This window comes from Prauserella shujinwangii, assembly GCF_003001955.1.
Taxonomy (GTDB): domain Bacteria; phylum Actinomycetota; class Actinomycetes; order Mycobacteriales; family Pseudonocardiaceae; genus Qaidamihabitans; species Qaidamihabitans shujinwangii.
Genome location: NZ_PVNH01000005.1, coordinates 120,535 through 147,100, shown reverse-complemented (window position 1 = coordinate 147,100; position 26,566 = coordinate 120,535). Strand labels below are relative to the sequence as shown.

Sequence of the window (26,566 nt, the reverse complement as noted above, 5' to 3'; positions counted from 1 at the left end):
TGCAAACTTACCAATGTGCCTGCTTCCGCTGACACCGTGCTCGACGCGCTGGGCCACCCGATGCGCCGGTCGATCCTCGAAGAGCTCGCCGACGGTGCGCTTCCCGTCGGAGTGCTCGCCGAGCGGCTGCCGATCTCCCGTCCCGCCGTCTCGCAGCACCTGCGCGTGCTGAAGGAGGCGGACCTGCTGGTGGAGACGGTCGCCGGGACCCGGCACCTGTACCGGGTGAACACCTCCGGACTGGATGTCCTGCGCGACTATCTCGACCGCTTCTGGTCGACGACGCTGGGCAACTTCGCGGCGCTCGCCGCCGAGGAGGCGGAGCGGTCAGGCGACGTCGGTTCCGGCACCGCGGAGAGATCATCGCCAAAGCAGTGAAGGTGGCCTTCACTGCTCGCGGTCGGATGCGGCCCACTCCTGGACGGCCCGGGCGACCGGCTCCGGGAGCAACAGCAGCTCCGGAGTGGCGGCGACGTGCCCGGGTACCTTGCACCGCTCCGAGTAGGCGATGTGGTCGCGGTCGATGGCACGCGCGGCGTCGAGTCCCGAACCACCCTCGCCGGAGAGCTCGAACCAGTAGAGCCACTCGCCCTGCTCGTCCCGGAGCCGGAAGATCGCCTCGACGGCCATGCGCTCGGGCCCCAGGGTGGCGCGGCACTCGTCGGCCCGTTCGTTGAGCATGCGCATCCACTCGTCCACCTCGGCGCTCCTGCCCGGTTTGATCCGGTGCCGGGTGAGTTCGAGGCGGAGGCCGGGCGGGACCGTGGCGGGTCGATCGTCCATGGCCGCACGCTAGCGAGACGACTCGCCGGGCCGAAGCGATTTATCCGGTTGACCGGTCGCGCCGTCCGCCGGAAGGGTCGGGCCATGGCCGACGCGCTCGACGACGCCACGCTCTCCGCGAAACTCGTCCGCGGGCTCCGCCGCACCCGGGTGGTGCTCGCCGACCACGACCCCGGCTGGGCGGCCCGGTTCGAGGTGCGCGCCGCCGAACTGCGGACCGTCCTCGGCGAGCGCGCGCGGCTCGTCGAGCACATCGGCTCGACGTCCGTGCCGGGGCTGGTGGCGAAGCCGATCGTCGACATCGTCGTCGGCATCGACGATCCGGACGACGAGCCCGCCTACCTCCCCGACCTCGAGGCGGCCGGCTACGAGTTGCGGGTCCGCGAGCCGGAGCACCGGGCACTGCGCGCGGGCGACCCTGACGAGCCGGTGAACCTGCACTGCTACCCGCCTGACCACGTCGAGGTGCGTCGTTACCTGGCGTTTCGTGACCGGCTCCGCACCAGCGAAACGGACCGTGAGCTGTACGCGGCGACCAAGCGGGAGCTGGCGGAGCGGGAGTGGCGCGACATCAACTACTACGCCGAGGCCAAGCGCCCGGTGATCGACGAGATCCTCGCCCGGGCGGGCTGGCGGGAGTGACCGCGTCCGAGGGCGGCGCCCTTGGTCACCCCTCGTCAGCAGAAGCCCTTGACCGTCCCACTATCGTGGGCGGCTGACCGGCAAGGGGTATTCGATGGGTAACTGGTGGCGTCGCCGAGGGCGCGGCGGGATGTCGGCGGGCGACATGGCCTCCGCGATGCGCGACCGGGCAGGGTCGTTCGTGGCGGCGCAGGCAGCGGCCGGGCGCTCGTTCACGTGGGAGCCGGCCGAGGTGAGCCGTCTCGACGGCGTGATCGAGGCGTTCGTGCGCGCGGAGCCGGACTCCGCCGCCGAGCACGACATGGTCATGTCGATGGGCTCGTATCTCGGCGAACTGCTGGTCGCCCAGGCAGGCGGCCGGTGGTCGTACGACCAGGAAAGCTCCGCCGCCACCGTGCTGCTGCCGAACGGTCTCGTCGCGTACCCGCACAACAAGGTGGCCAAGCGGCTGCACCACGGCGGCGACCACAGCCTGTTCTCGTACTTCTGGTACGCGACGACCCGTCAGCTGCTGCCTGGCTCCGCGTCCCGCGACTGCGCGTGAGGACCGCCGACGGGAGCCCCGCGGCGCTCCCGCGGATTCGCGGTCGCGTCAGTGCGGGCCGGACTCCGGCCGCCGGGCTCATCGCTCCCCGCTGTCGTACCGCCGGAGTACGTTCGCCGTCGTGACCGAGACCGACTTCCTGTCCCGCACCCGGACCTCCTACGACACGATCGCCGACTACTACGCGGAATGGATCGAGGGCGAGCTCGCGGGCAGGCCCGGCGACCGGGCGGTGCTCGCCTGGTTCGCCGAACTCGTGCGCGGGGACGACCTCGGCCCGGTCGCGGACATCGGGTGCGGGCCCGGCCGGATCTCGGCGCACCTGCACGGGCTCGGGGTGCGTGTCTTCGGCGTCGACCTGTCCCCGGCGATGATCGAGGTGGCTCGCCGGACGTATCCGGACCTGCGGTTCGACGTGGGTTCGATGACCTCGCTCGAGCTGGCGGACGGCTCGCTGGGCGGCATCGTGGCGTGGTACTCGATCATCCACGTGCCCGACGACGCGCTGCCGCGGGTCTTCGCCGAGTTCGAGCGGGTGCTCGCCCCGGGTGGTTACCTGCAGCTGGCCTTCCAGGTCGGTGACGAGCCGCTGCACCGGGACGAGGCGGCCGGGTTCGACATCTCGCTCGACTTCCACCGCAGGCAGCCGGATCGTGTCGCCGCGCTGCTGACCGAGGCCGGGTTCGAGCTGCGGGCGCACCTGCTGCGGGAGCGGGAGACGTACGGCGAGTTCGAGGAGAAGACCCCGCAGGCCTTCCTGCTCGCCCGCAAACGCTCGGCGTGATCGCGGGTCGCGGTCACCGGGCGAAGGACACCACGGCGATGCTCTTGTCCGCGTGCCGTTCGGCGCGGGGTAGTTCGGCCGCGTCGGGATCGGCGTGTGCCTCCCAGGTCTCGCAGTCGTGGAGCAGGGTGTTCAGCTCGGTGGGGTCCGCCTCGAGCAGGTTGCGCCAGTCGTCGAGGCCGAGGTGGTACAGGGTCTCGTAGGCGCCGGTGGTGGCGAGCACCGCCCAGCGAGCGTCCACAAGGGACCGGCTGCTGTGGACCGCGTGCTCGGCGGCGCCGGGGTCCGCCTCGGCGATCCAGAAACCGTCGTCTCGGTTGCGGCGTTCGGCCTGCTGCGTGTGGAGTTCCGCGAGGAGCGCGCGGTGCTCGTCGTCGTAACCGGCGCCCGCGGCGAGCCGTTCCCGGTATGTCCGGTCCGCGGCGAGGTCGAGCGCGGTCAGGCGGTCGTCGGTGATGACCTCGTCGGGCAGGACCACCGTGTTGCCGCCCAGCACCAGGACGTCGAGCCGGTCGTCGGTCTCGCGGACGATGCTGACCGCGCTCGACGGCGACTGGCCGGGGGTGAGCCGCAGATCCGTGGCGGTGCGCCCGATCGCGTCGGCGAGAATGTCGTGGAGGTCGTCGTCGGGCGCGGCGTTGAGCGCGTCCCGCAGCGCCCGGCCGAGCCGGTCGGCGTAGGCGTCGGCGGGCACGGCCGCCGGGACGTCGGCAGTGGTGGCGTCCAGCATGATCACGGCGTTGTCGGTGGTGAACACCTTGTCGGTACTGTCCCGCATCGCGGGCAGCTGGGCGACGGCTACGCGCATCGCGCCACCCTACGTAAGGAATGGGGGTCCGATCGCGTCCGGATCCGTTTCGTGCTCGATGCCGGGGGTGGGCAGTGGACCAGGAACAGGAGATCGTGCGGCTGCTCGGAGAGGTCCTCGGTCCGCAGGTCATCGGCGCCTACCTGCACGGTTCGTCCGTGGCGGTACCCGCCGCCCGGCGACTTCCGCTACGGGGAGTGGCTGCGCACCGAGTTCGGAGCCGGTGAGGTTCCGCGACCGGAACCGATGCCGGATCTGGCCCTGCTGATCACGATGGTGCTCGCCGGGACCGGCCTCTCGTCGGCCCGCCACCGGCTCAGCTGGGCCCTCCCGCGCCTCCGGCCGCCGCACCGTCCCGTGCTGCGACACGCCAGGGAGCTGTACCTGACCAGCCGGTACTCCGAGGAGACGTGGACCGAGGGGCTACGGGCGATGGTGCGCCCCTGCGTCGACGAGGTGGTCGCCGAGATCGGCCGGTTGTCGCGTCACCGAGTCTCGTAGCCGGCCCGGTCCGTACACCCGGCCGGGAGCCCGACCGGGTGTGCGGAGTGCCGGTGGGGGCTCACCCCCACTGGCCGGGCTGGTAGTCGCCCGCGGGCTGCCGGATGACGACGTTCATCCGGTTCCAGGTGTTGATGAGGGCGATGAGGGACACCAGAGCGGCCAGTTGATCCTCGTCGTAGTGCTTGACGGCATTGGCCCAGGCCTCGTCGGTGACGCCACCGGCGGCGTCGGCGATGCGGGTGCCCTGTTCGGTCAGTTCGAGAGCGGCCCGCTCGGCTTCGGTGAAGACCGTGGCCTCGCGCCAGGTCGCGATCAGGTTGAGCCGCACCGGGGTTTCCCCGGCGTGCATGGCGTCTTTGGTGTGCATGTCGGTGCAGAAGCCGCAGCCGTTGATCTGGCTGGCGCGGATCTTCACCAGTTCCTGTGTCGCGGCGGGAAGGGCCGACTCCGATACGACCTTGCCCGCCGCGCTGAGGTGCCGCACGAACTTGGCCGCGACGGAGTTGCCGTAGTAGTTGAACCGGGTGTCCATGGAGATCTCCTTGCCAGGTCGGTCGTTACACGACATTGACGACGCGGCCCGGCAGAATGTGACCGGAGAGCGCCGATCCGGTCGATGGCATGGTCGGCGGGCCGGGATCGTGGACAGGATCTGGGGCATGGCGACGACAGTGCTGAGCGGCGCGATGGTCCTCGATCCCGACACCGGCTCGATCGACCGTGCCGACGTGCTCGTGCGCGATGGGCGGATCGCGGCTGTCGGGACTGATCTGGAATGTCGTGACCGGGTGGACTGCCGGGGCAGCCTGCTCATCCCCGGGCTCATCGACTGCCACGCTCATGTCGCGGCCCCCGGTCCGGCTCCCCTGCCGCGCAGCGCCCGGATCCTGGAAGCGGTGTCGACGCTTCGCCGGCTGCTCGCCCGGGGCGTGACGACCGTCCGGGACGCGTGGGGCGCGGACGCGGGTTTCTCCCACGCCCTGCGCGAGGGCTGGATCAGCGGCCCGGACCTGCTGACCAGCCTCCGGCAGCTGTCTCCGACGGGCGGGCTCGGTGACACGTGGAGCCCGGATGCCGGGTGCACGGACTCGCTGGGCGATCCGGCGCTACCGGATCCGGTGTTCGACGGGCCGGACGCCGCTCGGGCGGCGGTGCGGCGAATGGTCCGCGCCGGTGCCGACTGGATCAAGCTCGGCGCGAGCGGGTCCCTGCACGCGGTACACGCGGGACGTGACGTCTCGCCGACGGAGGCGGAGCTGGCCGCCGTGGTGGAGGAGGCCGGCCGGTGTGGCCGGGACGTCATGGCCCACGCCCACACCGCGCGTTCGGTGGCCGATGCGGCCAACGCGGGTGTCCGCAGTATCGAGCACGGGGTCTACCTCGACGAGGCCGCCGTCGCCGCGATGCGTGAACAGGGCTGCTGGTACGTGCCGACACTGAGCCCGGTGTCGCACCTCGGCGGCGAGGAGCCCGCCGCGGCTCACCGGCGTTCGCTCGCACTGGCTGTGGACGCGGGTATTCCGGTCGCGGCGGGTTCGGACCTGGCGCACCGCCCGCACGTCGACCTGCTGACCGAACTGCGATTGCTGTCCGAGGCGGGCCTGGGTGACGTCGGGGCGATCAGATCCGCGACCACGGAAGCCGCCCGGTTGCTGCGCCTCGACCACGACCGCGGCCGCGTCGAGCCGGGCTTGCGCGCGGATCTCGTGTTGCTGGAAGGACCCACGCCGGAACTGGCGAACGTGGACCACCGTATCCGCGCCGTGTGGCAGAACGGGCAGCGTGTCGAGGTCTGAGAACCGCTCGGTCCGGGTCCGTGCGTTGTCCGCCAGCCGAAGGCTCGCTGCGCTACGTCGGGTCTCGTACGGATGTGTCCAGCCATGTGGTGGGCCGCCCATTGTTGTACGGCCGCGCGGCTAGCGTCGCTTGGCCAGTGTCCGATTGGTCCACCAGGTGTGCCTGCGCCGTAGCTCCGTGGCGGTCAGATCGGGGCGGCCGAGGTCGTGGTAGTTGGGTACCCAGTCCTCGACTCCGACGTGCGACCGGGCGATCGTCCAGAGGTCCCATAGGCCCGGATCCTCGAGGGGGATGTCGGCGATGGTGTTGTAGGCGTTGAGGAACACGTCGGCGAGCTGCTCGCCGTAGAGTAGGAACAGATCGAACCGGGCCCACCCGATGTCGTAACCGGGCGGGCCGAGCACCGCTCCCTCCCAGTCGACGACTCCGGACAGCGTGTCGCCTTCCCACAGAACGTTGCCAGACTGAAAGTCGTAGTGCGTCAGCACTCGCCGTGTCGTGAGGATCTGATCCCACGCCTCGAGGACGAGACCGGCCGCGGGACCGGATGGTCGGCGACGGCTGCCGCCCCACCTGTCGTGCAGACTGTCCAAACCGGAGAGCGCGGGCAGGGGAGTCCGGTGCAGGCGGGCCAGCGTCGTGCCCAGCTCGGTCGCGAACCGGTGCGGATCGGCCGGCCTGATGTCTGCCTGCCCCGGTAAACGGGTGATGACCACCCACGATCCGTTCTCGTCAGCGGCGTTCGCTATCAATCGCGGCGCGAGACCCCCGAGGCCGTCGAGGATGGTGAGTACTCGCGCCTCGTTCGTGCCGGCGGGGTCGCCTGGCGGGAACTCACGCAGCACGACCTCCCGTGCGGGGTTCGCGATGCGAAGCAACCAGGTGCGCGCGTGCGAACCTCCGGCAATGAGGCGTGCGGCCTCGACATACGCGCGTGCGCCGGCGTTTTCGGCGGCTGCCCGCAGCGCAGCGGGTTCGGGTGATCGTGGTGGCACGTCGGGAAGTATGCGGGACACGTGTACGCGGCTCAGCCCGTAGCGACGCGGTCAGCGCCCTGATGCGGCCAGCGCGGCGGCACCGGAAGCCGGCCCTGCCCCGCAGGACAGGGTGTGCGCGGGTGGCCCCTGCCGGCCCGTGGTCGACCGCGGCATGTTGCCGGGATGTCGCGGCTCCGACAATCGTCGGCGTGTCTCCAACAACGGATAAGCCACGTCGCCAGCCTGTGCTGATCTCGGTCGGCGGTCTCCCCGCGACCGGCAAGAGTGCGGTCGCCCGGTTGCTGGCTACTGAGCTACCTGCAGCGTATGTCCGGATCGACAGTATTGAGACCGCTATCGGCCGGTCCGAAGGTCGATTCGCACGAACCAACGGCTGGGAGCTACCGCCCGGCTACGCGGTCGGATACGACATCGCCGCCGACCAACTCCGCGTCGGATTGGATGTCGTCGCGGACTCGGTCAACCCGGTGCGGGCGAGCCGAGACGCGTGGCGCGAAACGGGGCACACGGCAGGCGCACAGGTACTCGAGGTGGAGATCGTCTGCACCGATGTCGAGGAACACCGGCGCCGCGTCGAGGAGCGAGTCGTCGACATCGCCGGTCTCGTCAAGCCGACCTGGGAGCAGATCACCAACCGCGAATACGACCCCTGGGACAGGGACAGGATTGTCATCGACACCTCGACCCTGAGTATCGAAGAGTCCGCGCGGCGCATCCGCGATGCCGTCGGGCGGTGACACCGGTGAGCCTGCACGCGACCCGCGTTGGTCTCGGACGAAGAAACCCCCAGGTCCACATTCGACGGTGTGTGACCTGGGGGTTTCCCGCTGGAGCGGATGACGGGAATCGAACCCGCGTTCTCAGCTTGGGAACCAGGGCGACGAGCCTGGAAAGTGGCTCTGACCTGCGGCCGAGTATGTGCCGTGCATGCCCTTGTTGACCGTGCTTGACCGGGGCATGTTGTTGGCATGTTGCTACGGCGCGGGCCTGGTGCGCGAGGTGGTTACCCTGCGTCTTCGACAGGTGGTGCCGTCAGTCAAGATGAGATCCATGCCCGTCTGGTTGCAAATCGGTGCAAGCCTTGCCGCCGCGTTGATCGGCGGTGTGATTGCTCCCCAAGTGACGCAAACAAAAGACAGGCGGGCTGCCCGCGCGGCTGTCCGCGAGAAGATCGATGAGGTCGACGCTCTGCGCTGGGAAGACCAGCCCTATCTTGAGTTCCGCCGCGCTATCGCTTCGTTCGAGGCCGCAGCGATCCTCGCCCGTGTTCCTCGTTCGGCTGCACGACGGTTCGCTGAAGCTGCGACAGAGGCTCGGCAAGAGAGCCAGCACTTCCCCGAGGGGCCCGACGGTGAGCCCATAACCATCCTGCTCGATGATGCCAAAGAAGAGGCTGTACTGGCTGCCGTTAGTGAGTTAAGTCTGCGCCTGTGGCATCCGTGGCTGGCCAAGATTCGATTGCGCGTTGGCTAGCTGCACACGTAGCTCTCACCGGCCGGTTCTCCCCCGTCCCCTTCGCCCTTGCCATCCCGTAGCCCCGTGCTGGTCGGGTCAAGGGTGGGCTTGCCCATCGCGTAGCGACGCCGTAGGCGCCCTTGATGCGGGCGGCTCGGGGCTAGACGATCACGGCAAGAAGGGGACTTCAGGTGAGCGCAGATGTCAGGATGGCTCGGGCAGGAAACGGCGTGTCGCAGCGTGGGCCGGGCCGTCCAGCCGGGCGTCAGCAGGAGGCTGGCGGCCCGGCGGCGGCGCGCTTGCGCGCCGCCCTTGACCTGGTAGAGGCGAATTCGGCAGTGCTGCGCTGGATTCCTCGGCGTCGCTACTTCGCGGCGAGGAGTTGTACGCCGTCGTGGGTGCGGGTGTGCGGCTGGGTGTCGAAGGCGTCGAGGGCGCGGATGGCGAACGCGGGGTCCATGGCGTCGGTGATCTCGTCGCGGGTCATCCAGCGGACTTCGCGGGCCTCGTCGGTGGGGTGAATGGGCTGCTCGCCCGGGCGGCAGCGGAACACCAGGGCGACGATGCCGCGCGTGATGTTCTTGTAGACGCCGGTCAGCCGCTCGACCTCGACGGTCATGCCGGTCTCCTCGGCGACCTCCCGCCGCACGCCGTCTTCGAACGATTCGCCGAGTTCGAGTACTCCCCCGGGCATCTCCCAGTGGCCGTTGTCGCGACGGCGGATCACGAGCACCCGGTCCTGGTTGTCGATCACGATCCCGGCCACGCTGACCGAGTGCTTCGGCGTCCCGCTCATCGCTTGCCCTGCTTTCTCATCACGTGCCGCTGTCCGTGGTTGGTTTCCCGGTATGCCAGACTAGAACACACCTAGACGTCTGTAGGAGAGCAGCGCCATGTTGCAGCTTGGCGAGATCGACCGGGCCGATCCTCGGCCTCCGTACCGGCAGATCGCGGCCATGCTGCGTGAGGCCATCGAGTCCGGCGGGCTGGAGCCCGGCGCCAAGCTGCCGTCCGAGGCGGCTCTGATGGAGCACTTCGGCGTGGCGCGGATGACCGCGCGGCAGGCCATCCAGGAGCTGCGCGGCGAGGGCCTGGTGATCGCCGAGCACGGCCGGGGCGTGTTCGTCCGGCCGATGCCCCCGGTGCGGCGGCTCGCCTCCGACCGGTTCGCCCGGGCGCATCGCGCGGCGGGGAAGGCGGCCTTCCTCGCCGAAGCCGACAAGGCCGGGTACCAGCCCGGAGTGGACCGCATCCGGGTCGCTCGCGCGGGTGCGCCCAAGGGCATCGCCGAACGTCTCCGGGTGGAGGCCGAGACCGAGGTCATCGTCCGGGAACGCCGCTACCTCGCCAACGGCCGTCCGGTCGAGATCGCCACGTCCTACCTCCCGGTCCCGGTCGCGGGCGGCACCCCGGTCGAAGACGTCGACCCCGGCCCCGGCGGTATCTACGCCCGCCTGGAGGACGCCGGGCACACCCTGGAGCGGTTCACCGAGGAAGTCGGCGCCCGCATGCCCACCCCGGACGAGCGCAACGCCCTGGAGATCGGCCCCGGTGTTCCCGTACTGACCGTCGTGCGCACCGCCTTCGACACCGAGGGCGCCGCCGTCGAGGTGTGCGACACCGTCAAGGCCGCCCCCGCCTACCTGCTCGAATACGACTTCCCCGCCCGCTGAGCATTCGCGAAAGCAACGGTTCTCGCGGCTTGGTTTGACACTCCTCTAGACGTCTAGGACAGTAGGGATGTCTAGAGGAGTTGGCCGGATGGTCCGGCGCCGAGACGACAAGGAGTTGCGACAGCGATGGGTATGGACAGGTTTCACCGGTTCGAGGTGGCGTTTGAGACGGCGTTTCCGCGTGGGCTGGTGCTCAACGGTGAGGTGGAGCCGGATAACGAGTTTCAGGAGAACCGGAACGCGGCGCCGCGTCAGAAGGTGGATGAGCGGACGGGTTTGCGCCGGTGGAAGGCGGTGTTTTCGGATCCGGCGCATGTGAAGGAGTCCGAGGCGTCGGTGAAGGTGACGTTCCTGTCGGAGGTGCAGCCGGTGCCGACGACGGAGGAGTTCGTGCCGGGCTGCGGGATGCGTCCGGTGGTGCTGGAGGGGTTGCAGGTCACGCCGACGGTGACCGGGCAGGACCGGTTCAAGAAGCTGGGGTGGCAGTACTTCGCCACCGGTTTCGCTCCGGCGGCGGCGATGCCTGGCACCGGTTCTGGTTCCGGTGGCGCGGGCGGGTCGCCTGCGGGCGGTAAGGGCGCGGGCCGTTCCGGGCGGTCTTCGGACTCGGCGGCTGAGGCGGCCTGAGGGGTGGTCGGTGATGTGCGATCCGGCCCGTGGTGATGGGCACTACTTCGTGCGCGTGAACGGGCGCTGGGTGTGCTGCAAGTGCGGCCATCAGCAGTGACCCGGTGAACGGGGGGCGGGGCCGAGCCCGCTGGTACCGGACTCGGCCCCTCCTGCTCCCAACAGACCTTTTTCTTTCTTGCCGGGCAAGGCAATCAAGCAGGCGTTGAGAGGACTTGAGCATAGATGGACACCGGAACTGGAGCTGGTGCCGTGTCGGTGCCGGAGATGGTGCGGCGGGGTCTGGGCCGTACCGAGCGGGCGCGGCGGCAGGCCAGCTCCGTGCAGGCGGGCAGTCTGGCGGCGCGGGCGCGGAAGATGGCGCGGGTCGCGGAGCTGTACGAGCGGGAGGCGCGCTGGTGGCGCGTGCTCGTGGAGCACAGCTACAGCCCCGCCGCGTGCGGGCTGCCGCTGGTGTACGGGCGGGCGGCCATCGCCGCTGAGGCCAGCGCGCGGGCGAGGGTGCGCACGTATCGGGAGCTGGAGGCCGACTACTGGCGGCGCTCGCTCGCCGTGGCCTCCGACACTGGCCTGTCGGGGGTGGCGGCATGAACACCACCGACTCCAAGGACAAGGACCGTTGCGAGGTGTGCGCCCGGGTGATCGGTACGCGGGCGAACCCGCGCAAACGCCGCTGCCGCGCGCATGTGGACGTCTCGCCGTTGTTCCCGCTGTCGGCCTGCCGGGGCCGCCGTCGGGGTGGTGGTCGGCGATGAGCTGGCGGGACGGGCTGACCCTGGATCGCAACGCTGGATGGCAGGAGGTGCACGTGGCCACCGCCTCGGCGAGACCCGATGGCGCGGGAGCGTGGGCGCTGTGGTTGACCGGCCGCCTGCTCGCCGGTGTGCGGTGGCTGCTCATGCTCGTGGCCGGGTTCGTGGTGCTGAACCCCGTGGTGGCGGCCGCTGCGCTCCCGGCCGCGTGGCTGTACCTGGCAGACCGGCCGTGGTGGGCGCTGGCCGCGTTGCTGGTCACCGTCGCCGGGTTCGGTGCGTGGTTCTGGCTGCGTGCCGACGCGTTCGACGCGCGGGTGACCTCGCCGCTGCGGAAGTGGTGGCGTCGTCGCCGCTACGTGCGCAAGTGGTCCAACCTCATGGCCTCCTCGGGATTGGCGGTGAAGACCCGCCGTCACCAGGTCCTGGCGCCGCGCCTGGTGTGGGTGCGGCAGGGCCGCTATGCCGACGTGCTGCGGGTGCGGCTGCCGGACGGGATCACCGCCGCCCGCTTCACCGAGCGGTTACCGGAGATCACCGAGGCGCTGCGCGCCCGGGAAGCCCGGGTGCTGCCCGCCCGCCGCTGGCGGCTGCCCGCGTGGCTGCGGGCACGGTTGCCGCGCGAGTTCGCCCCTGCCGACACCCGCCCCGGCACGGTGTTCCTGCGGCTGGCCTTCGGTGACCCGCTGGTGCACGTGGTCACGCAACCGGCCCCGGCCGAGGAGATCGACCTGTCGGCGGTGACCGTGGGGCGCCGCGACGACGGCCAACCGTGGCGGGTCTCGCTGCTGGGCACGCACACGCTGCTCGCCGGGGCGACCGGCTCGGGCAAGGGCTCGGTGCTGTGGTCGCTCATCGCCGCGCTGGGACCGGCGATCCGTTCCGGCCTGGTGCACGTCGTGGGCCTGGACCCGAAGGGCGGGATGGAGCTCGGCTTCGGCCGGGAGCTGTTCCGCGCCCTGGTCACGATGGACGGCCGGGACGCCGAAGACCAAGCGGTCGCGTTTCTGGAGGACCTGGCCGACGAGGCCGACCGTCGCGCCTCGATGCTCGCCGGGCACGCGCGGACGCTGACGCCCACTGTGGACATGCCGTTCCTGCTGATCGTCATTGACGAGCTGGCCTCAGTGACCGCGTTCATCGCCGACTCCAAGCGGCGGCAGCGGGCCGAGGCGGCGCTGGGCCGGTTGCTGACCAAGGGCCGGGCTCCGGGGATGCACGTCGTCGGGGCGTTGCAGGACCCGCGCAAGGAGGTCGTCAAGTGGCGCGACCTGTTCCCGACCCGGATCGCCCTGCGCCTGGTCGAAGACAGCCAGGTGGACATGGTGCTCGGCGACGGTGCCCGCAGCCGGGGCGCTCGCTGTGAGGCGATCGCCGAGACCGCCCCGGGTGTGGGCTACGTGGTCGAGGACGGCAGCCGGGCCGTCACCCGGGTCCGGGCCGCCTACCTCACCGACGATGACATTCGCCAGCTCGCCCGTGACTACCGGCCGGGACCGGTGCTGCACGCCATCGACGGAGGTGTCGCCTGATGGCCCACTTCCAGCCAGCGGTGCTGCGGGTGCGGGCGCTGCGGGCGGCCGAGGACGGCATCTACCTCGCCGTCCGTGAATGCCCGGCCGGGCCGACCGCCCGCGACTACGGCGAGTACGCGCTGGTGTTCGCGCTGCGGGTGCTGGCCGACGCGCCCGAACTCGGGACCGCGACCCGGCCCCTGCACGCGCTGCTGTTCGACCTGGAAACCAACGGGGGATGGCGATGACCAGCACCGAACCCGAACCGATCAGCAAGATCCTGCCCGCGACCCTGGAGCAGATGGCCGAGGACACCGCCGAACAGCTCGGCGCGTGCCTGCGGCCGATGGTGCTCAAACGCATCGACCGGCACACCGGCGAGGTGATCCACGTGCCGGTGCCGTGCGGGGCCACCCAGAGCGCGGTGTGCCCGGCCTGCGCCGACAAGGCCCGGCGGCTGCGGGTGCACCAGGCCCGCGAGGGCTGGCACCTCACCGCCGAACCCACGATCGAGACCCGGGAGCCCACAGCGCAGCAGCGAGCCGCGCTCGCCCAGCTCGCCGACCTCACCGAGGCCCGCGCCCTCGCCGTGGGGCTCGGCGACGAACGGGCCGTGGCCGAAATCGACGGGGAGATCGAGGCCGCGCACGCCCTGCTGCAGGCCGACGGGCTACGCGGCGAGAAGACACCGACCGAGGACAAGAAACCCCGCACGGTGCGCTCCACCCGGCGCCGTCAGGACGCCCCTGACCTGCCCCGGAAACGCGTGCAGGACACCACCACGGGACGGCGGTTCACCGCACCGGACGGCACCGTCTACCAGCCCTCGACGTTCCTCACCCTCACCCTGGACTCCTACGGGCCGGTGCACACCGCGAGCAAGAAACCCGAGCATCCGCAGCGGTGCCGCTGCGGCCGGGTCCATCACAAAGACGACGGCATCGTCGGTACCCCGCTCGACCCCTCGCGCTACGACTACCGGCGCGCGGCGCGGGATGCCATCCACTTCGGCAAGCTCGTGGACCGGTTCTGGCAGAACCTGCGCCGCACGGTGGGCTGGAACGTGCAGTACTTCGCCACCGTCGAGCCCCAGAAACGCCTGGCGATGCACCTGCACGCCGCCGTACGCGGCACCATCCCCCGCAAGCTGCTCCGCCAAGTCGCTGCCGCCACCTACCACCAGGTGTGGTGGCCGGTGCACGACGTGCCCGTGTACTCGCCCGAGCACCCGCCCCGATGGGACCCGGACACCGAGTCCTACGTGGACCCCGGCACCGGCGAGGGGCTGCGCACCTGGGACGACGCGCTCGAAGACACCCTCGACCCGGACGCCGAACCCGCCCACGTCGTGCGGTTCGGCACCGGCGGGATCGACATCCAGGGCGTCAACGCCGGAACCGACAAGGCCAACCGCTGCCTGGGCTACCTCGTCAAGTACCTGACCAAGGACCTCGACGCCTGCCACCAGCCCGGCAGCGACCCGGAGCGGCGGCACCTCGACCGGCTCGCCGAGGCCCTGCGCCTCGAACCCTGCTCCGAGTCGTGCGCGAACTGGCTGCTCTACGGCATCCAACCCGCCGAAGCCACCCAAGGCCTCATCCCCGGAGCCTGCAAAGGCAAAGCCCACCGGCCGGCCACCCTCGGCTACCGCGGCCGCCGCTGCCTCGTCTCCCGCAAATGGTCCGGCCGCAACCTCACCGAACACCGCCAACAGCGCCGCGACCACGTCATGCGCGTCCTCGGCGCGGTCGGCGCCCGCCCCGAACTCGACACCGCCGACGACCCAGACGGCACCCGCTACCAGTGGGTCCCCATCCCCCGCGACGACCCGAAACAACCCGACCGCACACAACTACTGCTGCACTCCATCGCCCAGCAACGCCGCTGGAAACAGCAGTACGAGCAGGCCAGACAAGCCGCCGACGAACTTCCGGCAACCGACCAGACCGCAGCCTGAGGGGGAGTGACGTCGATGGAAGCCAAGTACCTCAACGTGCAGCAGGCCGCCGAGTACCTGAACACCTCGGTGCGGTTCATCCGGCGCCTGGTCGCCGAACGTCGGATCGCCTTCCACAAGGCAGGCTCCCACGTCCGCCTCGCCGTGGCCGACCTCGACGCGTTCATGCAGGCCGGACGCGTCGAACCGATCACGCGGTCGTCGGTGCTGCGGGACCTGGGTGGTGCTGCCTGATGCCGAACAAGAAGGGAAGGAAGCGGCGTTTCGGCAGCATCCGCAAGACGCCACTCGGTGAGTTCCAGGCCAGCTACATCGGCCCGGACGGCAAGCGGCATTTCGCGCCGCACCGGTTCAAGCGGGAACGGGATGCGGACCGCTGGCTCGCCGGGATGGAGACGGTGATCATCTCCGGCGACTGGACGGACCCGGAACGCGCCAAGGTGCCTCTTGGCGACTACGCGGAACGATGGATCAAGGAGCGGCCGAACCTGCGCCCGAGGACGGAGGCGCTGTACCGCTGGCTGCTGACCAAGCATGTCGCTCCGTACCTCGGCGAGGTCGAGGTCGGCCGACTCAGCGCGGCGATGATTCGGCAATGGCGTGCCGACCGGCTCGCGGCCGGGGTGTCCTCGTCGGTGATGGCGAAGTCCTACCGGTTCCTGCGGTCGGTGCTGAACACGGCCGTGGAGCCGGACGCGATCATCACGCGCAACCCGTGCCGGGTGCCTGGTGCCGACAAGGAGACACCGGGGGAGCGGCCGGTGCTCACGGTCGCCCAGGTCTTCGACCTCGCCAACCGGGTGCCGGACCGGTTCAAGGCGATGATCCTGCTGACCGCGTTCGCCTCGCTGCGGTTCGGCGAGGTCACCGCACTACGCCGCTGCGACATCGGCGAGGACGCGGGTTCCGTTCGGGTGGCTCGTGCGTTCGTGGAGGTGCCTGGCCAGGGTCTGCTCGCCGGGCCGCCGAAGTCCCGCGCCGGAGTGCGCACGATCATCGTTCCGGCCGCCATCCGGCCGGAGATCGTCACACACCTGGGCAAGTACACGGGTCCGGCAGACGACGCACTCGTGTTCACCGGGCACAACGGTGGTGCGCTGCGGCGGCCGAACTTCAACCAGCGGTCCCGGTGGACCAAGGTCGTCGCCGACATGGGGCTCGCCGGTCTCCATTTCCATGACCTGCGCCACGCAGGCAACATCTGGGCGTCGAAGGCGGGCATGTCCACAAAGGACCTCATGGCGCGGATGGGTCATGACGACATGCGCGCCGCGCTGATCTACCAGCGGGCCACGAGCGAGGCGGACCGCATGATCGCGGATCGGCTGTCGGACCTGGTGGACAAGCACCGTTCCGGGCAGGGCGAGGGGTCGGAGACGACCGAATGATGTTGCTGGCATGTTGTTGGAAGTGATCAACACAAGCGGAAGGCCCGCTTCCCAAGATCGGGAGGCGGGCCTTCTGAGCTGCGGTGACAAGTTTGGAGCGGATGACGGGAATCGAACCCGCGTTCTCAGCTTGGGAAGCTGATGTTCTACCATTGAACTACATCCGCAAGGTGGTCCCCAGCATACACGGTGCCGATCTCCTCCTTCATCCCGGGTTTCCCTTCGCTCCACCTGCCTTGACGATCCGGGCGTGAAGTGACAACACTTGTTGTCTGAAGTCTTCCACGGGTAGGTGACACCGATGAGCGCTGACGAGCGGCTGCCGGATCCCGAACTCTTCCGGCAGGGTGGCTTCCGGTTCGCGGCCAGGCTCTTCGGGCCCGGTGACCTGCGCGCATCGGACCGGCAGGTGCGCTGGCTGCGCGCGTTCGCCCAGGCCGAGGATCCGCTCGCCGACGCGGTGGTCGCCATGATCCGTGAGCGGCCACCCGGCGAGGGGCGCGCGCTGTTCGAGCAGGCCCTGGAACACGGCGTCGATGCGCTGCGGGACCCGCCGCCCGAGCTGGTCGACTTCTTCCGTGACGTGGAGGCCACGCCGTACTGGGTCGATCACGACCGGCTCGACCGGGGCGCCCGCGCGATCATCCGCACCGGCCTGCTCGGCCTCTTCCCGCTCGGCGACATGTCGCTCATGGGCGGTTACCTGGCCTCGCGCGCGACGAAGTCGCTGGTCGGCACCGGTGCGATCGAGCGGACCGCGGGCAGGCGGCTCGTCGAGACCGCCACCTGGTGGATCGACGTCACCACGCCCGGCGCGCTGCGCCACGGCGAGCGCGGCTACGTCTCCGCGCTGCGGGTCCGCCTGGTCCACGCGCACGTCCGCGCCGCGATGAACCGCCGCCCCGACTGGGACTACGCGGCCTGGGACCGCCCGGTCAACCAGGTGCAGACGGTGGGCACGCTGCTCCTCTTCTCACTCGTCTACCTGCTCGGCATGCAGCTGCTCGGCGTCCGCTACACCGATCGCGAGCGCGCCGACATCCTGCACCTCTGGCGCTACGTCGGCTGGCTGATGGGCGTCGACGAGCAACTCCTGCCCGCGACGGAGGAGGACGCCTGGCGCCTGCTGTGGCTGCTGGCCACCACCGAGTTCATCCCCGACGCCGACTCGAAGCGGCTCGCCGCGGCGCTGCTCCGCTCCCACGAGGACGTCGGCCGCGGCCGGGGTCCGCTCGGCAAGGTCATCTCGCACGTCTCCGTGCGCGTGCACTCGTCGATCAGCAGGCTCGTGCTGGGCAAGTCCAACGCCGACTTCCTCGAGCTGCCGAACGATCCGGTCGCGCAGGGTGCCGTGCTCGCCGCCGCGGCCGCCAACTACGCGGCCGAGACCGTGCGCAGGCTCGTTCCGGGCGCCACCACCGTCCAGGAGCTCCTCGGCAGCGCGGGCAGGCGCCAGTACGTCTCCCGCCTCGGCCGCGTGTTCGACACCGACCGCACCTACGCCAGGCACATGCGCACCGACGCCCCGTCCGCCGCCTGACCCGGACGCTAGGGTGTGCGGGTGCTACTGAGTGACCGCGACCTCCGCAAAGAGCTCGAATCCGGCCGGCTCGGGGTCGATCCGTTCAACCCGGCGATGCTGCAGCCGTCGAGCCTGGACATCCGCCTTGACCGCTTCTTCCGGGTGTTCGACAACACGAAGTACACCCACATCGACCCCGCGCTCCAGCAGGACGAGCTCACGTCGCTGGTCGAGAAGGAGGGCGACGACCCGTTCGTGCTTCACCCGGGCGAGTTCGTGCTCGGCTCGACGTTCGAACGGGTCACGCTGCCCGACGACCTGGCGGGCAGGCTGGAAGGCAAGTCCTCCCTCGGCCGGCTCGGTCTGCTCACCCACTCCACCGCCGGGTTCATCGACCCCGGCTTCACCGGGCACATCACGCTCGAACTGTCGAACGTCGCGAACCTGCCGATCACGCTCTGGCCAGGAATGAAGATCGGCCAGCTCTGCCTGTTCCGGCTCACCAGCTCCGCCGAGTTCCCGTACGGCTCCGACCAGGCAGGCTCCCGTTACCAGGGCCAGCGCGGGCCGACACCCAGCCGGGCGTACAAGAACTTCGACCGAATCGACACGCGCCGCTAGGCGAGTGCGGAACGTGAAGATAACGGTTTAGTTACTCACGCGTCGGTGGTAACTTGCCCACCTGTGTCAGCCCCGAGTTCGAGAATTAGGTCACTCCTAGTAACAGTGAGTGTGCTGCTGGGAGTGACGATGGCAGCGGGAGTACGGCTGTGGTGGGCTCCGGAGGACGACCGCCTCTCGATCGTGGCGATGCCTCCCCCGCCGGATCCGGGGCCGCTCGGCAACCCCGCACGCGAGCACACCGCCGACTCCACCGGCTCCGCCGACGACTCGGACCCGTCCTCCACCACCCAGGGCTCACCGTCGTCGACGTCGGCCTCCGCGCCCGCAGGCTCCGCGCGGACCTCCGAACGGGGCACCGGGGAGCCGGACCGGACCTCCTCGACCTCACCCACGAGCGAGCGGTCGACCACCAGGACCGGCGGCTCCACCACCGACCAGCGGCCCGCGCCGCCACCGCGGCCCGACCCGACGACCACCGAGCCGCGGAGCACCCCGCGCTCAGCCGACAACTCGCTGGCGAACGAGGTCGTCCGGTTGGTGAACCGCGTGCGCACGGAGGTGGGCTGCGATCCGGTGAGCAAGAACGACGACCTCACCGAGGCAGCGCAGCGGCACAGCGAGGACATGGCCCGCCGCGGCTACTTCTCGCACACCACCCCGGAGGGCAGGACGTTCGACCAGCGCATCCGCGACGCCGGTTACCCCCGTCCCGGCGCCGAGAACATCGCGATGGGCCAGACCAGCGCCCGGGCCGTGATGGAGGCGTGGATGCGGTCGGACGGCCACCGCCGCAACATCCTCAACTGCGACCTGTCCGCGATCGGCGTCGGCGTCACCACCTCGGGCTGGTACTGGACGCAGGACTTCGGCTACTGAGTCACCGCTCGTGAGTGAGAAACGTGGTTAGAACAACGGAAAGCACTCACGAGCGGTGACCAGGCTCTGTACTGACGGCTCACTGCCCGAAGTCGCCGTGCCGCCCGGCGCCTGCGGCGAAGCGCCGCGCACCGGCCAGCGCGTCGGTCTCCAGCGAGGCCACCCCGTGTCGCAGCTCCCCGGCGAGCGCGTCCGGCTCGGGCAGGCCCTCCTGCTCCAGCAGGGACAGCCGGTCGTGCCGCAGGCAGGTCTGCGGGAAGCGGGCGATGTCGGCGGCCAGCCGCTCGGCCTCCGCTCGCGCCGTGCCATCGGACACCACGCGGTTGGCCAGCCCGATGGACAGAGCCTCGTCCGCGTCGACGGGCCTGCCGGTGAGCACGAGGTCCATCGCCCGGCTCGCGCCGATGAGCCGGGGCAGCCGCACCGTGCCGCCGTCGATGAGCGGCACACCCCACCGGCGGCAGAACACCCCGAACACGGCACTCTTCTCGGCGACCCGCAGGTCGCACCACAGCGCCAGCTCCAGACCACCGGCCACGGCGTAGCCGGAGACGGCCGCGATCACCGGTTTGCCCAGGCGCAGCCGCGTCGGCCCCATCGGGCCGTCGCCGTCCTCGGCGACGCGGTTGCCCTGCTCGGTGCCGATCGACTTCAGGTCGGCGCCCGCGCAGAACGTGCCCCCCTCACCCCACAGCACGGCCACGCTGGCCTCGGGATCGGCGTCGAACTCCCGGAACGCGCCGGCGAGCTCGGCCGCCGTCGGCCCGTCCACGGCGTTGCGCCTGTCGGGGTTGGCGAGGATCACGGTGGTCACCGGGCCTGCGCGCTCCACTCGAACCGGCATCAGCTCCTCCTCGGTGCGGTCGGTGAGGTCCGGGACCCGTAGTCGCCGAACGGGTCGTCACGCTCCCGTACGGCCTGCCGGATGCCCACCTCGCCCGCCCGCCGGACGAAGTCGCGGCCCTCCTGGGTGTGCCGCGCGACCCCGTCGAAGAACGTACCCAGCGTGCGCGACGAAGCCAGCCCCATGTTCTCCGCCGTCTGGTTGCACAGCAGCTTGAGCATCTCCAGCTGGTTCCCCGGCAGCCTGGCCATCCGCCTGGCGAGCGCGGTGGCGTGGCCGAGCAGCTCGTCGTCCGGGACGCACTCGAGGATCAGCCCGATGTCCGCCGCCGTGCGCGCGGGGATCTCGTCGCCGGTCAGCAGGTAGCGCTTGGCCCGTTCGAATCCCAGCCGGTACACCCACATGGCGGTGGTCGGCGTGCCCCACACGCGGGCGGGCGGGTAGCCGAACACCGCGTTCTCCGCGGCCACCACGATGTCGGCGCACAACACCATGTCCGTGCCGCCCGCGATGCACCAGCCCTGCACCGCGGCGATCGTCGGCTTCGCCGCATACCAGAGCTTGAGGTACACGTCCACGAAGGTGGACAGCATCCGCTGGTCCGCCACCGAGTCCCACACGCGGTCCGAGGCCGCCTCCGCCGCCTGCATCTCCGTGGACCAGTCGAGTCCGTAGCCCGCGCAGAACGCGGGTCCCTCCGCGCGCAGCAGGATGACGCGGACGTCCGGGTCGGCGTCGGCGTCGTCGATCGCGCCGCGCAGGGCGTCGCGCAGCTGCGGGGTGATCGTGTTGTACTCCTCCGCGCGCGTCAGCACGATCGACCGGACCCCGGCCTCGGTCTCCGTGCGCAGCGGCGCCGTCACGGCAGGACCCGCGCGACGATCGCCTCCGTGTCGACGCCGGCGGGCAGCGTCCCGAACGCCACACCCCAGTCGCCGCCGAGCCGGGACGCGCAGAACGCGTCGGCCACGGCGGGCTCGGCGTGCCGGACCAGCAGCGAACCCTGCAGCACGAGCGCCATCCGCTCGACCAGGCGGCGCGCCCGGAACTCGACGTCGGAGAGGTCGGCCAGGTCCTTGCGCACGTGCGCGACCGCCTCGTCCAGCCGGGCGTCGGCCCCCGCCGCGCGGTCCACCTCGGTGAAGAACGCCTCGACCGAGTCGGGCCGCTTGGCCATCGCGCGCAGCGTGTCGAGCGCGGCGACGTTGCCGGAGCCCTCCCAGATGGACATCAGCGGCGACTCGCGGAACAGCCTCGGCATGCCCGACTCCTCGACATAGCCGTTGCCGCCGAGACACTCCAGCGCCTCCGCCGCGTGCGCCGGTCCGCGCTTGCACACCCAGTACTTGGTGACCGCGAGACCGAGCCTGCGGAACGCGTCCTCCGCGGTGTCCCCGGCCGCGGCCCGGTCGCCCGCCCCGGCCAGCCGCAGCGCGACCGTCGTGGCGGCCTCGGCCTCCAGGGCCAGGTCGGCGAGCACGTTGGCCATCGCCGGATGCTCGGCGAGCGCCCGGCCGAAGGCGTGCCGGTGCCGCGCGTGGTGCGTGGCGCGAACGGTGCCGTAGCGCATCCCGGACGCCGTCCCCAGCACACAGTCGAGCCGGGTGTTGTTGACCATCTCGATGATGGTCCGCACGCCGCGGCCCTCCTCGCCGACGAGCCAGCCGATCGCCTCGTCGTACTCGATCTCGGCGGAGGCGTTGGAGTGGTTGCCCAGCTTGTCCTTGAGCCGTTGCAGCAGGATCCGGTTGCGGGTGCCGTCCGGCAGCACACGCGGCAGCAGGAAGCAGGACAGCCCGCCCGGCGCCTGCGCGAGCGTGAGGAACATGTCCGACATCGGGGCCGAGGTGAACCACTTGTGCCCGACGATCACGTGGCTGCCGTCGCCAGCGGGGCGCGCGGTGGTGGTGTTGACCCGTACGTCGGACCCGCCCTGCTTCTCGGTCATCGACATGCCCGCGATGAGCCCGCGCTTGCCGCCCGGTTCCCGCAGGCCGTAGTCGTACTCCCGCGCGGCCAGCAGGGGTTCGTAGCGCTCGGCGAGCTCCGGGTTGTGCCGCAGTGCGGGCACGGCGGAGTAGGTCATCGAGATCGGGCACCCGTGGCCCGCCTCGGCCTGGCTCCACACGTAGAACTTGGCCGCGCGGGCCACGTGCGTGCCCGGCCTGTCCTCCCGCCACGGAGCGGCATGCAGTCCATGCGAGACGGCGACCTCCATCAGGTCGTGCCAGTGCGGGTGGAACTCCACCTCGTCGATCCGGTGCCCCACGGCGTCGTGCGTGCGCAGCCGGGGCCGGTTCTCGTTGACGAGCCTGCCCCACTCCTGCACGCGCTCGCTGCCCGCGAGCCTGCCCAGCTCGTGCAGCTCGTCCTCGGCCCAGCCCGCGCCCTCCCGGCGCAGGCCTTCGAGGAGGGCGGGGTCGTCGGCGACGTCGTGCCCCTTCAGCAACGGCACCTGGTTGGTCACGTCATGGGTGGCTGGCATCGGAGGCTCCTAGCGCGCGAAGGGTGAAGGTGGACAGCTCGGTGACCGCGGAGGCGTTGCCCGAGGTGAGCGGGCCGATCATGACCTCGGCGATGGCGCCGACGAGCGCGGCGGCGGTGAGGTCGGCGTCCTGTGGCGGCAGCACGCCCGCGCCGACGCCGGCGCGCACGTGACGGGCGACGATGTCGCGGAAGGCGCGCCGGAACACCAGCCGCTCCGCCTCGACCGGCGCGTCGACGGGCTCGGCGAGCAGTGCGTACGCCAGCCGGGGCGACTTCAGGGCCCGGCCCGCGAACGTCTCGACCACGGAGACGACCCGGGCGGCGACGTCACCGGGGATGTCCGAGGCCCGCTCCACCGCCGCCACCTCCCTGCTGACGACCAGCCGGAACAGCTCGGCCACCAGCTCGGCCTTGCCGGGGAAGTGCCGGTAGACGCTGCCGGTCGCGACCCCCGCGCGGGCGGCGACGGCGGCCATGGAGCAGCCCGCGTAGCCGTGCTCGGCGAGCAGCTCGAGGGCGGCGTCGAGAATCGCGGCCCGTTGCGTGTCCATCCGGGCCTGCACCTTCGGGGTGCGTCGGTACACCACCTAAGAAGTGAATCACTGATTCACTGCTTCACGCAAGGCGCAAGGCTCATCGCTCAGGAGAGGATGCGGGCGCGGGCCCGGAACAGTTCGGCCAGGATCTCCTCCTCCCGGACCGGATCGAGCCGCACGGTGGGGATGGAGCAGCTCAGCGCCTCGTGCACGGTGCCGCCGAAGTCGAGCGGCACCGCGAAGCAGCGCAGGCCGATCGTCGACTCCTGCTCGTCGATCGCGTAGCCGCGGGCGGCGATCGCCTCCAGTTCCCGGCGGAACGCGGCCCGGTCGGTGATCGTGTGCTCGGTGCGGGGCACGATCGTCCCGGGCAGGATCGCGTCCACCTCGGTCCAGTCGCGGTCGGCGAGGATCGCCTTGCCGAGCCCGGTGGCCCAGCACGGCAGCCGCCTGCCCGGCCGGGACACCACCGCCAGCGAGTGTCGGGACAGGCACGTCGCCAGGTAGACGATCTCGGCCCCGTCGAGGCGGGCCAGGTGGATGGTCTCGCCGAGCCGCTCGGAGAGGTCGTTCATCACCGGCTGCGCGCGCCGCACCACGTCGTCGTGTTCCACGTACGCCGCGCCCGCCCGCAGTGCCCTGATCCCCGGGCGGAAGCCGGTGTCGGGGCCGTCGATCTCGACCCACCCCGTCCGCACCAGCGTCATGAGCAGCGCGTAGGCGCTCGCCCGCGGGATCGGCAGGTCGCTGGTCACCTCCCGCAACGTCCGGGGCCGGTCCGCCGCCGACAGGTACTCCAGCAGTGCGATGGTTCGCTCCGCGGATTTCACGTTTCGTACACCTCCGCTGTCCAGCGGATTCGCCGGGTCGGTCACCCCTCGCCTCTCTGTCGGCCCTTGACTGCGCGATCCACGCCGTCTTTACTGCCGTCTACAAGGATAGATAGCGTCTCCATATGTAGACAAGAGGTTGTTCATGGCGCCCGACCATTCGCGGCTGATCGACTCGCTCGACGGCCTGCTGGCCTTCCCCGTCACGCCGTTCCGATCGAGCGGTGAGCTGGACCTTCCGCGCTTCGAGACCCACCTCTCGGAACTGCTGGAAGCCAAGCCCGGCGCGCTCTTCGTCGCGTGCGGGACGGGTGAGTTCGCCTCGCTGACGCTGGCCGAGCACCGCGAGCTGCTGCGGGTGGCCATCGCCCACGTCGGCGGGGACGTGCCCGTGTTCGCCGGCGCGGGCGGCGGGACGCAGGTGGCGATCGAGTTCACCCGCTCGGCCGAGCGGGCCGGGGCGGACGGCGTGCTCGTGCTCCCGCCGTACCTCCAGGTCGGACCCCCGAGAGGGCTGGTCGAGCACTACCGCCGGATCGCCGCGGCCACGGACCTCGCCGTGATCCCCTACCAGCGGGCGACGGCCATCTTCACGCCCGAGTCCGTGTGCGAGCTCGCCGAGATCGACGGCGTGATCGCCCTCAAGGACGGCCACGGCGACGTCGAGCTGCTGCAGCGCATCCGGACGGAGACCGGCGGCAGGCTGCTGCTGCTCAACGGGATGCCGACCGCCGAGACGTTCGCCCGAGCCTTCGCCGGGATCGGGGTGCGGGCGTACTCGTCGGCGACGCTCGCGTTCGCCCCCGCCATCGCCCGTGCCTTCCACGACGCCTTCGAGCGGGGGGACGACGCCGTGCAGGACGCCTTGCTCACCGAGTTCTACGTGCCGCTCGCGCGGCTGCGGCACACCACCAACGGCTACGCGGTCTCGCTCGTCAAGGCCGGGCTGGACATCCAGGGCCGCTCGGCGGGGCCGGTGCGGCCACCGCTGGTGGACACCTCCCCCGAGCACAGGGCCGAGCTGGCGCGGCTGCTGGAACGCGGGCACGCCGTCGTGCCGGACGCGTCCGCCACGTCCGGCGCGAGGCCGGTCGCATGAGCGCGGCGAAGGGCACCGGATTCCTCGGCGGCCTGCCGCACGCGGGCGGCGGTGCGTCGTTCCGCGCGGTGGACCCGGCGACCGGCGACCGGATCGGGCCGGAGTTCTCCTCGTGGACCCCGGCCGAGGTCGCCGAGGCGGCCAGGTCGGCGCGGGCCGCGTTCGAGGCCAACCGCGGGCTCCCGGAACGCTGGCAGGCCGGTCTCCTCCGGGACATCGCGGACCGGCTCGCCGCGCGGCGGGACGACATCGTGGCGACCGCCCGCGCGGAAACCGGCATCGGCACCGCCCGCCTCGAAGGTGAGTTGCTGCGGACCCGCAACCAGCTGCTCGGCTTCGCCGACGTGGTCGAGCGGGCCGACTTCGGCGAACCCCTGCACGACGCCGCCGACCCCGAGAGCACCCCGCCGCGGCCGGACCTGCGCCGGGTGCTCGTCCCGGTCGGCCCGGTGGCCGTGTTCGGCGCGTCCAACTTCCCGCTCGCCTTCAGCGTCGCGGGCGGGGACACGGCGTCCGCTCTCGCGGCGGGCTGCCCCGTGCTGGCCAAGGCCCACCCCGCGCACCCGGCGACCAGCGAGCTGGCAGGCGCCTGCGTCGCGGAGGCCGTCGAGGCCCGTGGTGCGCATCCCGGCACGTTCGCGCTCGTCCAGGACGCGGGTACCGAGGCCGGTTCGGCGCTGGTCCAGGCGCCCGAGGTGCGGGCGGTCGGGTTCACCGGCTCGTTCGCGGGCGGCCGCGCGCTCACCGCGCTCGCGGCGGCACGGCCGCGGCCGATCCCCGTGTTCGCCGAGATGGGCAGCCTCAACCCGCTCTTCGTCACGGCCGCGGCTTCCGGCAGGCGGCTCGACGCGATCGTCGAGGGATTCGCCGCGTCGATGACGTTCGGCTGCGGCCAGCTCTGCACCAAGCCGGGCCTCGTCCTCACCAGCGCGGGCCGGGAGTTCGCCACCAGGGCCGCCGCCCTGCTCGACCGCGTCGACCCGGCACCGCTGCTCAACGAGGGCACGTTCGCGGCCTTCGAGGCGAGCCGGCACGTGCCGGGGGTCGAGGTCGTCACCGCGGACCGGCCGAGGTCGGGCAGCGGCTTCACCGCGGCACCCGTGCTGCTCCTGGCCACCCTCGACGACCTGCGCCGCGAGCCCGCGCTGCTGGAGGAGCACTTCGGGCCGTTCGCGGTCGTCGTGGACGTCGACGGCGACGACGACCTGCTCACCGCCGCACGCCTGCTGCCCGGCTCGCTCACCGCCACCGTCCACTCCGAACCCGAGGACGCCGAGGCCCTCCGGCCGCTCGTCGCCGAGCTGACGGAGCTCGCGGGCAGGCTGGTGCACAACGGCTTTCCCACCGGGGTCAGCGTCAGCGGCGCGCAGACCCACGGCGGGCCCTTCCCCGCGACCTCGGACAGCGCGCACACGTCCGTCGGCTGGACCGCGGTCCGCCGCTTCCAGCGGCCGGTGACCTTCCAGGACTTCCCCGAGCCGCTGCTGCCCCCGGTCCTGCGGACCCCCCGCCCGTAGAAGAA

Annotated in this window: 32 protein-coding genes and 1 tRNA gene; 22 read left to right on the top strand and 11 right to left on the bottom strand. The window is 71.1% G+C overall.

All coding sequences use genetic code 11. The annotated features are described in order from the left end of the window. Window positions 1-15: 15 nt before the first annotated feature. On the top strand, window positions 16-378 hold the full coding sequence (locus B0I33_RS13420) for an ArsR/SmtB family transcription factor (protein WP_281259396.1): 363 nt from the start codon (window positions 16-18) through the stop codon (window positions 376-378). A gap of 9 nt (window positions 379-387) precedes the next feature. On the opposite strand, the gene B0I33_RS13415 is transcribed toward B0I33_RS13420, so the two are convergent. Continuing rightward, window positions 388-783, bottom strand: coding sequence for a DUF6176 family protein (locus B0I33_RS13415; RefSeq protein ID WP_106179080.1), 396 nt, complete (start codon window positions 781-783; stop codon window positions 388-390). Window positions 784-867: 84 nt separating this feature from the next. Here B0I33_RS13415 and B0I33_RS13410 point away from each other — a divergent pair, with 84 nt between their 5' ends. The 3 genes from B0I33_RS13410 (at window position 868) to B0I33_RS13400 (ending at window position 2,753) form a co-directional block, all read left to right on the top strand. Beyond that, the gene (locus B0I33_RS13410; protein WP_106179079.1) at window positions 868-1,425 is read left to right on the top strand and encodes a GrpB family protein; all 558 of its coding nucleotides are present in this window, start codon (window positions 868-870) and stop codon (window positions 1,423-1,425) included. Between the two features lie 94 nt (window positions 1,426-1,519). After that, window positions 1,520-1,969 carry a hypothetical protein gene (locus B0I33_RS13405; RefSeq protein WP_146147491.1) on the top strand — a complete coding sequence of 150 codons (450 nt, stop codon included), beginning with the start codon at window positions 1,520-1,522 and terminating at the stop codon, window positions 1,967-1,969. A gap of 121 nt (window positions 1,970-2,090) precedes the next feature. Further along, window positions 2,091-2,753 (top strand): class I SAM-dependent methyltransferase, encoded by a 663-nt coding sequence (locus B0I33_RS13400; protein ID WP_106179077.1) that lies wholly within the window; start codon window positions 2,091-2,093, stop codon window positions 2,751-2,753. A gap of 13 nt (window positions 2,754-2,766) precedes the next feature. On the opposite strand, the gene B0I33_RS13395 is transcribed toward B0I33_RS13400, so the two are convergent. Next, window positions 2,767-3,561, bottom strand: coding sequence for a hypothetical protein (locus B0I33_RS13395; protein WP_106179076.1), 795 nt, complete (start codon window positions 3,559-3,561; stop codon window positions 2,767-2,769). Window positions 3,562-3,807: 246 nt separating this feature from the next. On the opposite strand from B0I33_RS13395, the gene B0I33_RS29945 reads away from it, so the two are divergent. Further along, the gene (locus B0I33_RS29945; protein ID WP_181193283.1) at window positions 3,808-4,062 is read left to right on the top strand and encodes an aminoglycoside adenylyltransferase domain-containing protein; all 255 of its coding nucleotides are present in this window, start codon (window positions 3,808-3,810) and stop codon (window positions 4,060-4,062) included. A 61-nt stretch (window positions 4,063-4,123) separates the two neighbouring features. Here B0I33_RS29945 and B0I33_RS13385 read toward each other — a convergent pair whose 3' ends face one another. Beyond that, on the bottom strand, window positions 4,124-4,597 hold the full coding sequence (locus tag B0I33_RS13385) for a carboxymuconolactone decarboxylase family protein (protein ID WP_106179075.1): 474 nt from the start codon (window positions 4,595-4,597) through the stop codon (window positions 4,124-4,126). A gap of 127 nt (window positions 4,598-4,724) precedes the next feature. On the opposite strand from B0I33_RS13385, the gene B0I33_RS13380 reads away from it, so the two are divergent. Further along, on the top strand, window positions 4,725-5,861 hold the full coding sequence (locus B0I33_RS13380) for an amidohydrolase family protein (RefSeq protein ID WP_181193282.1): 1,137 nt from the start codon (window positions 4,725-4,727) through the stop codon (window positions 5,859-5,861). A 120-nt stretch (window positions 5,862-5,981) separates the two neighbouring features. Here B0I33_RS13380 and B0I33_RS13375 read toward each other — a convergent pair whose 3' ends face one another. Continuing rightward, on the bottom strand, window positions 5,982-6,857 hold the full coding sequence (locus B0I33_RS13375) for an aminoglycoside phosphotransferase family protein (RefSeq protein ID WP_106179073.1): 876 nt from the start codon (window positions 6,855-6,857) through the stop codon (window positions 5,982-5,984). Between the two features lie 191 nt (window positions 6,858-7,048). Here B0I33_RS13375 and B0I33_RS13370 point away from each other — a divergent pair, with 191 nt between their 5' ends. Next, window positions 7,049-7,597 carry a P-loop nucleotide/nucleoside kinase family protein gene (locus B0I33_RS13370; RefSeq protein ID WP_245900649.1) on the top strand — a complete coding sequence of 183 codons (549 nt, stop codon included), beginning with the start codon at window positions 7,049-7,051 and terminating at the stop codon, window positions 7,595-7,597. A gap of 190 nt (window positions 7,598-7,787) precedes the next feature. Then, entirely contained in the window at window positions 7,788-8,333 is a 546-nt protein-coding gene (locus B0I33_RS13365; RefSeq protein WP_146147490.1) for a hypothetical protein, read from the top strand. Window positions 8,334-8,679: 346 nt separating this feature from the next. Here the strand turns inward: B0I33_RS13365 and B0I33_RS13360 are convergent, their stop codons facing one another. Beyond that, on the bottom strand, window positions 8,680-9,111 hold the full coding sequence (locus B0I33_RS13360; protein WP_106179070.1) for an NUDIX hydrolase: 432 nt from the start codon (window positions 9,109-9,111) through the stop codon (window positions 8,680-8,682). Window positions 9,112-9,208: 97 nt separating this feature from the next. On the opposite strand from B0I33_RS13360, the gene B0I33_RS13355 reads away from it, so the two are divergent. The 9 genes from B0I33_RS13355 (at window position 9,209) to B0I33_RS13320 (ending at window position 16,226) form a co-directional block, all read left to right on the top strand. Beyond that, window positions 9,209-9,988, top strand: coding sequence for a GntR family transcriptional regulator (locus tag B0I33_RS13355; RefSeq protein WP_106179069.1), 780 nt, complete (start codon window positions 9,209-9,211; stop codon window positions 9,986-9,988). A gap of 126 nt (window positions 9,989-10,114) precedes the next feature. Next, window positions 10,115-10,615 carry a hypothetical protein gene (locus B0I33_RS13350; protein ID WP_106179068.1) on the top strand — a complete coding sequence of 167 codons (501 nt, stop codon included), beginning with the start codon at window positions 10,115-10,117 and terminating at the stop codon, window positions 10,613-10,615. 225 nt (window positions 10,616-10,840) lie between these two features. Beyond that, the gene (locus B0I33_RS13345; RefSeq protein WP_146147489.1) at window positions 10,841-11,206 is read left to right on the top strand and encodes a hypothetical protein; all 366 of its coding nucleotides are present in this window, start codon (window positions 10,841-10,843) and stop codon (window positions 11,204-11,206) included. Continuing rightward, complete coding sequence (locus B0I33_RS29940) at window positions 11,203-11,370, top strand: hypothetical protein (RefSeq protein WP_181193281.1); 168 nt, start codon at window positions 11,203-11,205, stop codon at window positions 11,368-11,370. The genes B0I33_RS13345 and B0I33_RS29940 overlap by 4 nt, the downstream gene beginning before the upstream one ends. Continuing rightward, entirely contained in the window at window positions 11,367-12,899 is a 1,533-nt protein-coding gene (locus B0I33_RS13340; protein ID WP_106179066.1) for an FtsK/SpoIIIE domain-containing protein, read from the top strand. The genes B0I33_RS29940 and B0I33_RS13340 overlap by 4 nt, the downstream gene beginning before the upstream one ends. Then, on the top strand, window positions 12,899-13,129 hold the full coding sequence (locus B0I33_RS13335; protein ID WP_106179065.1) for a hypothetical protein: 231 nt from the start codon (window positions 12,899-12,901) through the stop codon (window positions 13,127-13,129). The genes B0I33_RS13340 and B0I33_RS13335 overlap by 1 nt, the downstream gene beginning before the upstream one ends. After that, window positions 13,126-14,838, top strand: a complete 1,713-nt coding sequence (locus tag B0I33_RS13330; RefSeq protein ID WP_245900648.1) for a replication initiator — start codon at window positions 13,126-13,128, stop codon at window positions 14,836-14,838. The genes B0I33_RS13335 and B0I33_RS13330 overlap by 4 nt, the downstream gene beginning before the upstream one ends. Window positions 14,839-14,853: 15 nt before the next feature. Continuing rightward, window positions 14,854-15,072 carry an excisionase family DNA-binding protein gene (locus B0I33_RS13325; protein WP_106179064.1) on the top strand — a complete coding sequence of 73 codons (219 nt, stop codon included), beginning with the start codon at window positions 14,854-14,856 and terminating at the stop codon, window positions 15,070-15,072. After that, entirely contained in the window at window positions 15,072-16,226 is a 1,155-nt protein-coding gene (locus B0I33_RS13320; protein ID WP_106179063.1) for a tyrosine-type recombinase/integrase, read from the top strand. Before B0I33_RS13325 ends, B0I33_RS13320 begins: the two co-directional genes overlap by 1 nt. A 93-nt stretch (window positions 16,227-16,319) precedes the next feature. Here B0I33_RS13320 and B0I33_RS13315 read toward each other — a convergent pair. Next, a tRNA-Gly gene (locus B0I33_RS13315) sits at window positions 16,320-16,393 on the bottom strand. Between the two features lie 134 nt (window positions 16,394-16,527). On the opposite strand from B0I33_RS13315, the gene B0I33_RS13310 reads away from it, so the two are divergent. The 3 genes from B0I33_RS13310 (at window position 16,528) to B0I33_RS30700 (ending at window position 19,248) form a co-directional block, all read left to right on the top strand. Continuing rightward, window positions 16,528-17,766 carry an oxygenase MpaB family protein gene (locus B0I33_RS13310; protein WP_106179062.1) on the top strand — a complete coding sequence of 413 codons (1,239 nt, stop codon included), beginning with the start codon at window positions 16,528-16,530 and terminating at the stop codon, window positions 17,764-17,766. A 21-nt stretch (window positions 17,767-17,787) separates the two neighbouring features. Next, on the top strand, window positions 17,788-18,369 hold the full coding sequence (dcd, locus tag B0I33_RS13305; RefSeq protein WP_106179420.1) for a dCTP deaminase: 582 nt from the start codon (window positions 17,788-17,790) through the stop codon (window positions 18,367-18,369). A gap of 129 nt (window positions 18,370-18,498) precedes the next feature. After that, window positions 18,499-19,248 carry a CAP domain-containing protein gene (locus B0I33_RS30700; protein WP_106179419.1) on the top strand — a complete coding sequence of 250 codons (750 nt, stop codon included), beginning with the start codon at window positions 18,499-18,501 and terminating at the stop codon, window positions 19,246-19,248. Between the two features lie 79 nt (window positions 19,249-19,327). Here the strand turns inward: B0I33_RS30700 and B0I33_RS13295 are convergent, their stop codons facing one another. Genes B0I33_RS13295 through B0I33_RS13275 form a run of 5 tightly spaced genes read right to left on the bottom strand, consistent with a single transcriptional unit; the run spans window position 19,328 to window position 23,945 of the window. Beyond that, window positions 19,328-20,092 (bottom strand): crotonase/enoyl-CoA hydratase family protein, encoded by a 765-nt coding sequence (locus B0I33_RS13295; RefSeq protein ID WP_106179061.1) that lies wholly within the window; start codon window positions 20,090-20,092, stop codon window positions 19,328-19,330. Continuing rightward, window positions 20,092-20,955, bottom strand: a complete 864-nt coding sequence (locus B0I33_RS13290; RefSeq protein WP_106179060.1) for a crotonase/enoyl-CoA hydratase family protein — start codon at window positions 20,953-20,955, stop codon at window positions 20,092-20,094. Before B0I33_RS13290 ends, B0I33_RS13295 begins: the two co-directional genes overlap by 1 nt. Further along, the gene (locus tag B0I33_RS13285; protein WP_106179059.1) at window positions 20,952-22,577 is read right to left on the bottom strand and encodes an acyl-CoA dehydrogenase family protein; all 1,626 of its coding nucleotides are present in this window, start codon (window positions 22,575-22,577) and stop codon (window positions 20,952-20,954) included. The genes B0I33_RS13290 and B0I33_RS13285 overlap by 4 nt, the downstream gene beginning before the upstream one ends. Then, window positions 22,561-23,166: a TetR/AcrR family transcriptional regulator gene (locus B0I33_RS13280; RefSeq protein WP_106179058.1), complete on the bottom strand. Its 606-nt coding sequence runs from the start codon at window positions 23,164-23,166 to the stop codon at window positions 22,561-22,563. The genes B0I33_RS13285 and B0I33_RS13280 overlap by 17 nt, the downstream gene beginning before the upstream one ends. A 53-nt stretch (window positions 23,167-23,219) precedes the next feature. Then, window positions 23,220-23,945 (bottom strand): IclR family transcriptional regulator, encoded by a 726-nt coding sequence (locus B0I33_RS13275; protein WP_181193280.1) that lies wholly within the window; start codon window positions 23,943-23,945, stop codon window positions 23,220-23,222. A gap of 145 nt (window positions 23,946-24,090) precedes the next feature. Between B0I33_RS13275 and B0I33_RS13270 the strand changes: the two genes are divergently transcribed. Together B0I33_RS13270 and B0I33_RS13265 are read left to right on the top strand one after the other, a co-directional pair. Further along, the gene (locus tag B0I33_RS13270; protein WP_106179056.1) at window positions 24,091-25,044 is read left to right on the top strand and encodes a 5-dehydro-4-deoxyglucarate dehydratase; all 954 of its coding nucleotides are present in this window, start codon (window positions 24,091-24,093) and stop codon (window positions 25,042-25,044) included. Continuing rightward, complete coding sequence (locus tag B0I33_RS13265; RefSeq protein WP_106179055.1) at window positions 25,041-26,561, top strand: aldehyde dehydrogenase family protein; 1,521 nt, start codon at window positions 25,041-25,043, stop codon at window positions 26,559-26,561. The genes B0I33_RS13270 and B0I33_RS13265 overlap by 4 nt, the downstream gene beginning before the upstream one ends. The last annotated feature ends 5 nt before the right edge of the window (window positions 26,562-26,566 follow it).